The sequence below is a fragment of the Streptomyces prasinopilosus genome (assembly GCF_001419695.1).
Taxonomy (GTDB): Bacteria; Actinomycetota; Actinomycetes; order Streptomycetales; family Streptomycetaceae; genus Streptomyces; species Streptomyces prasinopilosus.
This window is the reverse complement of sequence record NZ_LIRG01000041.1, coordinates 1-11,787: the sequence shown is the minus strand read 5'-3', so window position 1 is coordinate 11,787 and position 11,787 is coordinate 1. Positions and strand designations below refer to the sequence as shown.

Sequence of the window (11,787 nt, the reverse complement as noted above, 5' to 3'; positions counted from 1 at the left end):
GTCCGCAGGGTGATGCCCGCCGTCATCTACTGGACCGCGGGCATCACCCTGCGGACCGGTGGACCCGAGGTCTCCATCGGGACGATCGTCGCCTTCGTCTCGCTCCAGCAGGGCCTGTTCCGGCCGGCCGTGAGCCTGCTGTCGACCGGGGTGCAGATCCAGGCCTCGCTCGCGCTGTTCCAGCGCATCTTCGAGTACCTCGACCTGCCGGTCGACATCACCGAGCGGGCGGACCCGGTCCGCCTCGACCGGGTCGGCGGCGAGGTCCGGTTCGAGAACGTCACCTTCGGCTACGACGGCAAGGGCGGCCCCGTCCTCGACGGCATCGACATCACCGTCCCCGCCGGCACCGGTCTCGCGGTGGTCGGCTCGACCGGCGCCGGCAAGTCCACGCTGGGCCACCTCGTGCCACGGCTGTACGACGTCACCGGCGGCCGGGTCACCCTCGACGGGGTGGACGTGCGCGACCTCGACTTCGACACCCTGGCGCGCGCGGTCGGCGTCGTCTCCCAGGAGACGTACCTCTTCCACGCCTCCGTGGCCGACAACCTGAGGTTCGCGAAGCCCGACGCCACGGACGAGGAACTCCACGCGGCGGCGCGGGCGGCACAGATCCACGACCACATCGCCGCCCTGCCCGACGGGTACGACACCGTGGTGGGGGAGCGCGGCCACCGTTTCTCCGGCGGTGAGAAGCAGCGCCTGGCGATCGCCCGGACCATTCTGCGCGACCCGCCGGTGCTCGTTCTCGACGAGGCCACCAGCGCGCTCGACACCCGTACCGAAGCCGCCGTCCAGCAGGCCCTCGACGCGCTGTCCGCCGACCGCACCACGCTCACCATCGCCCACCGGCTCTCCACCGTCCGCGGTGCCGACCAGATCGTGGTGCTCGACGCGGGACGCGTGGTCGAACGCGGCACGCACGAGGAACTGCTGGAGCGGGACGGGAAGTACGCGGCCCTGGTCCGCAGGGACGCCCAACTGGAGCCGACAAGATGAAAATATGCCGGTTTTGTGGCGTTCTGCGGGTTACCGTTCCCGCATGCAGACGAACACTCCGTCACGGAAATCGATCCGACTGACGCGCCGGGGACGGCTCGTCCTCGTCGCGACCGGGGCCGTCGTGGCCGGCACCGCGGTGGCGGTGCCCCTGCTCGTCCTGGGCGGCGGCGCCGACCCCCGCCCCGCGACCCTGGTCGTCCCGGAGGGCCGACGGGCGAACCAGGTGTACGCGGCCGTCGACAAGGCTCTCGAACTGCCCGCGGGAAGCACGAAGAAGTCCCTGGCGAAAGCCGATCTCGAGCTGCCGGGCGACGCCGACGGGAACCCGGAGGGCTACCTCTTCCCGGCGGCGTACCCGCTGGAGGAGGGGACGACGCCGGAGCGGTTGCTGGCGCTGATGGTCGAGACGGCCAACAGGAAGTTCAACAGCGCCCCGGTCGCCGCCGGGGCGCAGCGCAACGCGATGAACGTCTACCAGGCCGTCACCGTCGCGAGCCTCGTCCAGGCGGAGGCGTCCTCCAAGGCCGACATGGGCAAGGTCGCACGGGTGATCTTCAACCGCCTGGAGCGCGGGATGCCGCTGCAGATGGACTCGACGGTCGACTACGCCCTGGGCCGCTCGACGCCCGGGACCAAGGAGCGGGACATCGAGGCCGACAGCCCCTACAACTCCTACACGCGCATGGGGCTGCCGCCCACCCCGATCGACAACCCCGGCGAGGACGCGATGCGCGCGGCGGTCAGTCCGACGCCGGGCGACTGGCTGTACTTCGTCACGGTCAAGCCCGGTGACACCCGCTTCACCGCCGACGACGAGGAGCACCGGAGGAACCTCGCCGAGTCCGACGCGTGGCAGCAGAAGGCGAAGCAGGGCCAGGAGGGGCGGCAGGAGCAGGGGCGGCAGACGGAGTCGGGCAAGGTGTGAGGCGGCCCGCGCCGGCCGTCGGTGCCGGGCCGGGCCGTGCTCCTCGACCGTCGGGCGGCGTCAGACCGTGACGCGCTCCTTCGCCAGCAGACGCCCGATGTCCCGCACGGCCGCGCGCCCGGCACGGTTGGCGCCGACGGTGCTGGCCGAGGGGCCGTAGCCGACGAGGTGGACGCGGGGGTCGGCGACCGCCCGGGTGCCCTCGAGGCGGATGCCGCCGCCGGGTTCCCGCAACCGCAGCGGAGTGAGGTGGTCGACGGCCGGACGGAACCCGGTGGCCCACAGGATGACGTCGGCCGCCACCCGCCGCCCGTCCTTCCACTCCACCCCCTCCGGCGTGATCCGGTCGAACATCGGCTGCCGGTCCAGTACGCCGTCGGCGAGGCCCCGGCGGATCGCGTCGTTCAGCGGCAGTCCCGTCACCGAGACGACACTGCGCGGCGGCAGCCCCCGCCGCACCCGCTCCTCGACCAGGGCCACGGCCGCCCGTCCCGCCTCCTCGTCGAAGGGGCCCTCGCGGAAGACCGGGGGCCGCCGGGTCACCCACGTGGTGTCCGCCGCGTACGGGGCGATCTCCAGCAGGTGCTGCGTGGCCGAGGCGCCTCCCCCCACCACGACGACCCGCTGCCCGGCGAACGCCTCGGGGCCGGGGTACCGCGCGGTGTGCAACTGCCGGCCCAGGAAGGTCTCCTGCCCCTCGTAGCGCGGCCAGAACGGCCGGTCCCAGGTGCCGGTGGCGTTGATCAGCGTCCGCGTCGACCAGGCACCCGCCGAGGTCTCCACGAGGAGCCGGCCACCGGTGCCCTCCCGTACCGTCCGCACCTTCACCGGCCGCCGCACCCGCAGGTCGAACGCCCGCTCGTAACGGTCGAAGTACTCGGTGATCACCTCGGACGACGGCCGCGCGGGATCGGCGTCCGTGAGTTCCATGCCGGGCAGCGCGTGCATCCCGTGCACCCTGCCGTACGTCAGCGAGGGCCAGCGGTAGCGCCAGGCCCCGCCGGGGCCCGGGTTGTGGTCGAGCACCACGAAGTCGCGCTCCGGCTCGAAACCGGTGCGCCGCAGGTGGTAGGCGCCGGACAGCCCCGCCTGCCCGGCGCCTATGACGACTGACTGGACCTCGGCCGCCTCGGCCCCGCTGATGTAGTTCACATTTCTACCAACGCCGCCGGGAGCGTGGATCTTCCCGCGGACCGGCGCCGCCACCCGGGGCCTCCTGCGCATGGTCCAGGATGGAAGACATGTCAGACGCCTTCACCACCCGGGTCCTGAACGTCACCACCGGCTCCGCGGAGCGGATCGTCGATCTCACCCGCGACTGCGAGTCCTTCCTGCGGGAGGCGGCGGCCGGCCGCGACGGGCTGCTCAACGTCTTCGTGCCGCACGCCACCGCCGGCATCGCCGTCATCGAGACCGGAGCGGGCAGCGACGACGACCTCCTGGCCGCCCTGCACAGCCTGCTTCCGGCCGACGACCGCTGGCAGCACCGCCACGGCCACCACGGCCACGGCCGCGACCACGTCCTGCCCGCCCTCGTCCCGCCGCACGCCACCCTGCCCGTACTGGACGGCCGTCTGGAGCTGGGCACCTGGCAGTCCGTGTGCCTGGTCGACACGAACGTCTCGAATCACGACCGTACGGTGCGACTGTCGTTCCTCGGGTAGGTCCCGAGAAGCGCCGACCCCCCCGGACGGTCGACCGCGTCGGGCGGCCGCGGGACCGGCCCGACCGCCGGCGGCGGCCGCGGCCGCCCGATCACCCGGCGCGCACCGTGACGCGTGGGGCGACGGTCCGCAAGGGTGGGCCCGATGCCGGATTCCGGCACGTGGAGGCCGGCAGGCGGACTAGCGTTGGGCCGGTCGGGACGCTCGGGCACACGCTCGGCCTGGATGGGGGGACCCCGGGACAATGCTGCGAACAGACGCGTCCGCTCCCGGTGACCGGCCGGCCGAGGGCGGCGCACGGAGGATCACCCTCGAAGACCTGGCATCCGGCGACAACCTCCCCGACACACCGGCCGGCCGCGACGGCCGGGCATACCTCAGCGCCGTGCGCGGACTTCGGGCCGAGCTGAAGGAGATCCAGGACGGAGAGCCGCCGGGCAGTCCCGCCCCGCCTCCCGATCTGGATCGGACACTGCTCTGGCTGCACTTCCACGGTCTGCGCGAACACGCCATCCGTGCACACATCATGGACGACATCGGCCCCCACGCGATCGTCGAAGACGCCCGACGCCTTCCCCGTGAATCGGGAAACCTGACGGTGGACCTGGCCGAGGTGTGGCTGGAGGACAGCCGCGACTCCTTCCGCGCGCCGGCGCGCCCCTGGGAGATCTCGGCCTTCAGGGTGGTGCTGCGTGTCCTCACGGCCTGGCACGAGCGATCTCCCGGCGGGTTCACGGTGGACTGGGAATGGGACGGGCTGATCGGCGACGCGGCCGCCGAAGCCCTCCGGAACGACACCTTCCGGCGCTACGACGAGATGAGGGCGGAATCGGCCGCCGACCGGCTCTACAACGAGTTCAGATCCTTGCGCATCGCCGCCTGGAGGAAGTGCGGCGAGGGCGAGATGAACGCCGATTCCCTGCTGCGCCGAATTGACGACCCGGAGATCTCGGCCGACCCGGAACACCGCGATCGTGTCCGCACGTACCTCGCCGCCGGCAGGGGGTGGTTCGGGCCTCCTCGCCGGCAGCACGAGAGAAGCTTCCTGGACGTGGTCGGGGCGCTCTGCCGGATGGCCGACGAAGACCCAAAGAGCGTGTGCTGGCCGGACCTCGTCAGGAGTGCCCGGGAGGAGGAGGCGCTCGCGAAGTACCTTCCCCTGTGGCATCACGGTGCGGCCGTTCTGATCGGGGTCTCCGCCTACGAAGTGCTCCCGGCCGTTCCTTCCATCGCGAGGAACATCGAAGCACTGAGGTCCGTCATGACCGATTGTTTCGGAGTCCCCGAAGCGAACGTCTTCGTGGTGAAGGATCCCGGATCCGCCGAGGACGTGCACGAGGCCGTCCTCCGGGCCTCCGAGGCGGCGGACCCGGTGGACGGCGCCCTGTTCGTCTACTTCGCCGGCCACGGCCTGACCGACCCCTGGGGGCGGCTGATGCTCGGCCTGACCAGATCCGACTGGAAGAAGCCCTGGTCCGCTCTCGACTTCAACAATCTGCGGCATCAGATCGCGGACAGCCAGATCGGTAGAAGAGTCGTCGTCGTCGACAGCTGCTACAGCGGAGCCGCTCTGGACATCCTGGGCGATGCCGAAAGTCTGGCCAACGCCGCGGCGATCGACGGAACCTACGTACTCACGGCCGCGAACGCGACCACGCCCGCACTCGCCCCGGAAGGCGAGGAGTACACCGCCTTCACCGGACACCTCATCGCGGCCCTCCGGAAAGGCATCCCCGGCGCACCGGAGATCCTGCACACCGATCATCTGTTCCAGCACGTACGGCGCATCTGCAGAGAACGGGGACTCCCGGAACCGGGCCGCCAGGTGGGCGGAGACGGAGACCGCGTCCCACTCGTCAACAATCCGTCTTGGAGGCACACGTGATTCCGGTGGTCGAGATCCGTCATCCGGAGGGCGCGAGAGGCCTGGAGGGCCTGCGCACGTACCTCGTGCGCGATCCCCGGGCACGCAGGCTGGGACGCGTCCACTGGCAGACCGCCGAGCCGAAGGCCGGTGAGCTGGGCGACGGACTGGATGCCCTGGCTATCGTCCTCACCTCGCTCCTCACGCTCCCCTCCTTCCTCGAGACCATCGTGGCGTGGCGGAAGTCCCGCGGGCAGACCGCCGAGACGGTGGAGATCAGGCTGGGGGACTCATCCATCCACGTCAGGGGGACCGAGGATCCCGCGGAGATCCGCCGTCTTGCCGAGACACTCAAGGCCGCCTATCCGGAAGGCGGTCAGGGCACTTCGCCAGGCTCGGCCGGAAGCAGCCCGTGAGTGTTCCCGGTGTGCTCACGGGTCGGACGGCGGAAGCAGCGTGAAGGCGGCTCTCGCGGCGGACAGGGCTCCCGTGCCGTGGAGACAGGTGCCCGGCGTCTCGGCCCACCGCCGCGGAAACCCTGCCGGATCCCTTCCCGGCCGGCTGTCCGGCAGGGGCGACGAGCCGGTGGCGCGAGGGGTGTGCCGTGATCCGGTTGCGCGCGTCGTGCCCGCTTCGGCCGCCGTGGACCCCGCGAGGTGACGACCACGGGGTCGCCCCGCCGTGCCCCCTCGCACGGCTCCGAGGCCCCGGCCGACCGCTTGATCGTCCCCGGGCGGGGTAGCGAAGTCCGCATGGCCACTGACACCACACCCCCCGCCGCGAGCGGTTGCACGCGTCCCGAGGTCGACGTCCGCGCACTGACCGAGGTGCTCGACGGCGAGTACGCCGGGATCCGGAACCTCGTCCGGACCAACCTGGTGACCCATGCCTCCGTCCTCGAGGAGGCCGACGAACTCGGCATCGACGCGTTCCGCGAGCGGGTGCGTGAACTCGTGGTCGAGATGGCCGCGACGGGCCAGACCGGCATGGGCTTCCCGAGCGAGTACGGCGGGGGCGGCGACATCGGGGCGTCGATCGCCGCGTTCGAGACGCTCGCCTTCGGAGACCTGTCGGTGCTGGTGAAGGTGGGCGTGCAGTTCGGACTCTTCGGCGGCGCGATCCTGCACCTGGGCACCGAACGCCACCACAGGGCCTACCTGCCCGACCTGATCACCGGTCGGCTGATGGGGTGCTTCGCGATGACCGAGACCGGGCACGGCTCCGACGTCCAGGCGCTCGGCACCCGCGCGAGGTACGACGCCGCCGCCCGGGAGTTCGTCATCACCACGCCCGGCGACCTGGCGCGCAAGGACTACATCGGCAACGCGGCCCGCCACGCCGAGCTGGCGGTCGTCTTCGCCCAGCTGGAGGTGGGCGGGAAGTCCGAGGGCGTGCACGCGTTCGTCGTGCCGGTCCGGGTCGGCGGCGAGGTGGCGCCCGGCGTCCGGATCGAGGACGACGGCCGCAAGATGGGCCTCAACGGCGTGGACAACGGCCGCATATGGTTCGACGACGTGCGGGTGCCGCGCGAGGCGCTGCTCAACCGGTTCGCCGACGTCAGCGCCGACGGCGTCTACGAGAGCCCGATCGAGAACCCCGGCCGGCGCTTCTTCACCATGCTCGGCACGCTGGTGCAGGGCCGGGTCAGTGTCGGCGGCGCCGGGGTCAACGCCGCCAAGGTGGCCCTCGCAATCGCCACCAAGTACGCGGTGCGGCGCCGGCAGTTCCGGGCGGCCCCGGACACGGAGGAGCAACTGCTCCTCGACTACGGTCTGCACCAGCGCCGCCTGCTGCCGCTCATCGCGCGCACGTACGCGTTGCACTTCGCGCAGGACGTCGTGCGCACGCAGCTGCACGACGTCTTCTCCGGCACCGAGGACGACGCGCACGCGCGGCGGCGACTGGAGTCACGGGCCGCCGGCACCAAGGCGCTCGCCACCTGGCACACCACCCGGGTCGTCCAGGAGTGCCGCGAGGCGTGCGGCGGCGCCGGCTACCTCACCGTCAACCGGTTCGCCGCCCTCAGGGGCGACAGCGACATCTTCACCACCTTCGAGGGCGACAACCACGTCCTGCTGCAGCTCGTGGCCAAGGGCCTGCTCACCCATTACGCGAGCGAGTTCGAGGACCTGGACCAGCTCGGCACGGTCCGCCACGTCACCGGTCTCGCCGTCGAGACGATCATGGAGAAGACGTCGGCCCACAAGCTGCTCGAGCGGGTGCGCGACCTGCTGCCCGGCGGCGACGAGTGGGACCGGGAAGCCGGACTGTTCGACTCGGAGTACCAGCTCGCCATGCTCCGCTACCGCGAGGAGCACATGCTCGCCGGCGTCGCCCGCCGGCTCAAGCGCGGCATCGACCAGGAGCGCGATCCCGGAGTCGTCTTCTCACAGGTGCAGGACCACGTCATCGCGGTCGCCCACGCGCACGTCGAGCGGCTGGTGCTGGAGGCGTTCGTCGACACGGTGCGCGCACTGCCCGAGAGCGGCAACAAGGACGCACTGGGCCTGCTGTGCGACCTGTTCGCCCTGTCGACGATCGAGGCGGACCGGGCCTGGTTCATGGAGCACGGCCGGCTGACCGCCCAGCGCTCCAAGGCGATCAGCCGTGAGGTGAACGAGCTCTGCCGCAAGGTCCGGCCCCTCGCGGTCGATCTCGTCGACGCCTGGGGCATCCCGCCCGAGATGCTGCGCGCGCCCGACCTGGTGGGCTGACCCGGGGACGAGGCTCGGCCCGGCACCGACCGGGACCGCGTCGGACCGAGCCCGCCCACGGTCGGGAGCGGCGTCCGTGACGGAGCGCGCGGTCCGGGCTGTCGCCGGAATCCCCGCACGACCGGCGCCGGGGACCGGCGGAAGGACCGGCCCGCCTCCGGCGCCGGCGGCTCGGGAACCACCCTGCGGACGGCCGTCACGGACGAACAGGGACAGAACCCCCGCCCCGACCGGACGTGCCGGGGACCTCGCCCGCGGTCGCGCGGCCGCCCGGCCGGAAGGGCAACGGCCTGCTCCCCCGGGAGGGCTTCCGGCACGGGCCCGCGGCGTCGCGGCGTCCGGCACGCACGCTCGCAAGGCACCGGACACCGCGCGCCTTCCCCACGCTCATCTGTTCGGGCACCCCCCGGTGCGGTCGACGTGTCGGTCGTCCACGGGGGTCGGGAACCCGACGCGGCGGCGGCCGAAGGAGCGGTCCCGGTCCCGTGCCGCGGCCGTGCGGGCCTCCCCGGCGCGCGGGACGGGTTCGGGCCGGGCGGGGCGGTCCTGCCCGAGGGCCGCCGGAGAGGAGGCGGCGGGCTCGGGGCCGGCGGCTGCAACACCCCTCGGTCCCCACCGTTGCCGACCGCAACGGACCCCGCTATGTTAATCGAAAATCACACATGTGTGTCGGGGCGCATCGCGCGTTGGTCACGCAATCGGCAAGTCTGCGAAGGCACCTGGAACCATCTGGCCCATCAGGGAAGCAGGTAAGTCAATGGAGAACCTCAGCAGGCGAAAGGCCCTGTCACTCGGTGTCGCACTCGGCCTCGTGGGTGCGGCGAACCCCGTGCAGGCGTGGGCGTCGACGGGCAGGGGGGCAGGGTCCGCCGCAGGGACCGGTCCGGAGTGGATCTGGGACGACGCGGCGGACCCGCTGATGGCGTCGATGCTCGACCAGGGGCACGTGCCGGCGATCAACACCGCCTGGGCGTCGTGGGTGAACAACGACGACCCGCTGCCCGGCGGCCTGCCGGCCGAATTCGCCGCGTACCTGGGGCGGGTCAACCGGCTGCCCTCCTGGGCCGACCAGACCAAGCTGACCCGCGCCGCCGACTTCAACCGGCGCAGGGACACCTACCTCTTCATGCTGTACGGCCTCGGCAGCGGCATCATGAGCACCGTCATCCCGCGCGAGGCCAAGAGCGTCTACTGGTCCGCGGGCGGCGCCGACATGCAGGACCGCGCGGCCAAGACGTTCACCTTCGGCTATGACCTGTCCGAACTGGGAGCGTTCAAGCCGACGGGGCAGTTCGTCGTCACCGCGAACAAGACGCGCGTGGTGCACGCCGCGGTGCGTCACCTGCTGCCGCAGTCGCCGCACTGGAGGGCGGTCGCCGACGAGACCGTCCCGATCAGCGCCGCCGACATCCTGGTCACCTTCCACAGCCTGGGCACCTACGTGCACCGGAAGCTGCTCGACTGGCGGGTCCCGTACCCGGCCGCGGACCAGGAGGCGTTCCTGCACTCGTGGCAGGTCGCGGTCCACCTGCTCGGGGTGCCGTACGAGCACATCCCGCGGACCTGGGCGGAGGCCGAGAGGCAGTCGGCGCAGGTGCTCACCCCGATCCTCGCCCCGTCGACCGAGGGCATCGAGCTGGCCGGGGAACTGCTCGGTCTGACCGCGCAGATCGACCTCGGCGTCACGCGCGGCTTCCTGAACGAGTTCGTGCGCTACGTCCTCAGCGACGAGGTCGGCGACTGGCTGGGACTGCGACGCGACTACGCGTCGGCGGCCCTGGTGCGCACGGCATGGCCGGCGTACGTCCTGTTCCGTGAGGGGCTCTCGCCCGTCATGCCCGGCACCTTCTACATGCTCGACCAGTTCGTGCGCGCCCTGGCCATGCTGTTCCTCAACAAGGGCTCCTCCGGGACCACCACCCCCATCACGATCCCCACCGGAAACAGGTCGGCCGGCTGAGCCGCCGGTCCGATCCTCCCTGCGCCCGCCCCGCGCGGATGCGCCGGGGGGCGGGCCCCGTGGGACATCCGGGCGAGGCGCTCCACGGCGCGGCGCCCCGTCGCGCGCCCGGTCCCGACGTCCGTTCAGAGACCGAGGGCGCCCATGACCAGGGCGGTCACGGCTTCTCGGTGGTCAGGGGTGTCCCGCCACCGCAGTCTGCGTCCTGCCTCCACCGCCACGCCGAACCCCGCGTGCACCAGCACCCGGGCCTGGCGCGGGTCCAGTTCCGGACGGGCCAGCCGCAACTGCTGCTCCCAGACGGCGATGTGCTCACGCTGGGCGAGGGCCACGGGCCGCCTCAGGTCGGCCGGCAGGCCGGCGATCTCGGACTCGGCGACGCTGTTGAGCGCGGTGTACTCGAAGCTGTAGGCCACGTGCGTCGCGGCCAGGGCGACGACGGCGTCGTGCGGGCCGGACACCTCGCGAAGACACTGGTCCACCCCCCGGGCCAGCAGCGCCGCCGCCTGGAGGCACGCCGCCGCCAGGATGTCGACCTTGCCGGAGTAGTGCCGGTAGAGCGCGGACGGGGCCAGCCCCACGGCCTGCGCGATCTGCCCGTTCGTGACGCTGGCGAACCCGTCCCGTGCGAACAGCGGGACGGCGGCCGCGAGGATCTCCGCGCTCCGTGTCCGCGGCACCGGCGGGGCCGGCAGCTCGACGGGGCGCACGCTCCCGCGGACCGCCGCGGGATCGGTCGCGGCCACGCGCAGCGCGGACGCCAGCAGCAGTTCCTCGGCCCGGCGCTGGGCGATCGAGGTGTGATGCATCGTGATGGACCCGATCGCACCGAGGGCCGCCACGGCCCGCAGGCGCTCGCCGGGCAGCGGGTACGCGCGCTGCACCGCCTCGTCGACCCGTCCGACCACGTGCCCGAACCTCGCCCTGAGGTGCCGGCGGTCCTCACGGTTGAGGTACCGGGCCTCCCACCGGTACACACCGCCCGCCGCGCGGTGCGCGACGGTGACCCGGGTGACGGCACCGAGCACATCCCCCGGCCCCGCCCCGGGCGGCACCTCGTCGAGCGCGGTGACCAGCCGGTCCGCCGTGACGGCTGCGCACTCGGCGAACAGCGCGTACTTGTTGGGGAAGTGCCGGTACAGGGCCGCCGCGGTGATCCCCACACCCGCGGCGATCTCCTCCATGGACGTGGTGTGGTAGCCGCGTTCGCTGAAGGCCCGGCCGGCCGCCTCGACGATGAGCTGCCTGCGGTTGCGGGGCCGAGTGGCCGCGGTCGGACCGGCGGTCACGACCGGACGGGCGGATGCGGGGACGGGGCCATGCGGACGAGTCAACCACACGCCGGCCGGAGGGCCGGGCTCCTTCGCGCGGACCGTGGGAACCCGGTCCCCACCGGGACCTTCGACCGCTGCCCGCCCCTGCCGGCGGCTCGCCGCACGCGGGCGGATTCCTTCCCCGGCCGCCACCCGCGCGGAGGGCTTCAAGGACTCCCGCGTCCCGCCCCGCGACGCCGGACGGAGACCGGGAAGGGGCACCGGACCCCGTGCGGGGCCCGTCCTCCGCCGGAGAACCCGCGGTACTTCCCGGCCGTTCCGGTTCCCCGAGGGGGGACGACGGTCCTTCCGGCCGCGGACGAGCCGGCCGGAAGGACCGTCGTC

Annotated in this window: 9 protein-coding genes; 7 read left to right on the top strand and 2 right to left on the bottom strand. The window is 72.4% G+C overall.

Annotated features, from left to right (window positions below; translation table 11 throughout):
* Both AOK18_RS02640 and mltG read left to right on the top strand, forming a co-directional pair.
* On the top strand, nucleotides 1–999 hold a 999-nt coding region (locus tag AOK18_RS02640; RefSeq protein WP_157865003.1), incomplete at its 5' end, for an ABC transporter ATP-binding protein.
* Between the two features lie 43 nt (nucleotides 1,000–1,042).
* Nucleotides 1,043–1,927, top strand: a complete 885-nt coding sequence (gene mltG / locus AOK18_RS02635; RefSeq protein WP_055574561.1) for an endolytic transglycosylase MltG — start codon at nucleotides 1,043–1,045, stop codon at nucleotides 1,925–1,927.
* Nucleotides 1,928–1,987: 60 nt separating this feature from the next.
* Here the strand turns inward: mltG and AOK18_RS02630 are convergent, their stop codons facing one another.
* Complete coding sequence (locus AOK18_RS02630; RefSeq protein ID WP_055693193.1) at nucleotides 1,988–3,070, bottom strand: NAD(P)-binding domain-containing protein; 1,083 nt, start codon at nucleotides 3,068–3,070, stop codon at nucleotides 1,988–1,990.
* A 98-nt stretch (nucleotides 3,071–3,168) separates the two neighbouring features.
* Here AOK18_RS02630 and AOK18_RS02625 point away from each other — a divergent pair, with 98 nt between their 5' ends.
* From AOK18_RS02625 to AOK18_RS02605, 5 genes are all read left to right on the top strand, one after another.
* Entirely contained in the window at nucleotides 3,169–3,591 is a 423-nt protein-coding gene (locus tag AOK18_RS02625; RefSeq protein WP_055693191.1) for a secondary thiamine-phosphate synthase enzyme YjbQ, read from the top strand.
* Between the two features lie 244 nt (nucleotides 3,592–3,835).
* The gene (locus AOK18_RS02620) at nucleotides 3,836–5,476 is read left to right on the top strand and encodes a caspase family protein (RefSeq protein WP_055693190.1); all 1,641 of its coding nucleotides are present in this window, start codon (nucleotides 3,836–3,838) and stop codon (nucleotides 5,474–5,476) included.
* A complete protein-coding gene (locus AOK18_RS02615; RefSeq protein WP_055693189.1) occupies nucleotides 5,473–5,871 on the top strand; it encodes an effector-associated constant component EACC1 in 399 nt (132 codons plus the stop codon). Before AOK18_RS02620 ends, AOK18_RS02615 begins: the two co-directional genes overlap by 4 nt.
* A 336-nt stretch (nucleotides 5,872–6,207) precedes the next feature.
* A complete protein-coding gene (locus tag AOK18_RS02610) occupies nucleotides 6,208–8,169 on the top strand; it encodes an acyl-CoA dehydrogenase family protein (RefSeq protein WP_055693188.1) in 1,962 nt (653 codons plus the stop codon).
* 757 nt (nucleotides 8,170–8,926) lie between these two features.
* On the top strand, nucleotides 8,927–10,129 hold the full coding sequence (locus AOK18_RS02605) for an oxygenase MpaB family protein (protein ID WP_055693187.1): 1,203 nt from the start codon (nucleotides 8,927–8,929) through the stop codon (nucleotides 10,127–10,129).
* A 125-nt stretch (nucleotides 10,130–10,254) separates the two neighbouring features.
* Here the strand turns inward: AOK18_RS02605 and AOK18_RS02600 are convergent, their stop codons facing one another.
* Entirely contained in the window at nucleotides 10,255–11,418 is a 1,164-nt protein-coding gene (locus tag AOK18_RS02600) for a TetR/AcrR family transcriptional regulator (RefSeq protein ID WP_079104815.1), read from the bottom strand.
* Nucleotides 11,419–11,787: the final 369 nt, after the last annotated feature.

Bases quoted from the DNA above. Each gene is read 5' to 3' on its own strand.
- mltG (WP_055574561.1), top strand. From the start codon at position 1,043: ATGCAGACGAACACTCCGTCACGGAAATCGATCCGACTGACGCGCCGG.
- AOK18_RS02625 (WP_055693191.1), top strand. From the start codon at position 3,169: ATGTCAGACGCCTTCACCACCCGGGTCCTGAACGTCACCACCGGCTCC.
- AOK18_RS02620 (WP_055693190.1), top strand. From the start codon at position 3,836: ATGCTGCGAACAGACGCGTCCGCTCCCGGTGACCGGCCGGCCGAGGGC.
- AOK18_RS02610 (WP_055693188.1), top strand. From the start codon at position 6,208: ATGGCCACTGACACCACACCCCCCGCCGCGAGCGGTTGCACGCGTCCC.
- AOK18_RS02605 (WP_055693187.1), top strand. From the start codon at position 8,927: ATGGAGAACCTCAGCAGGCGAAAGGCCCTGTCACTCGGTGTCGCACTC.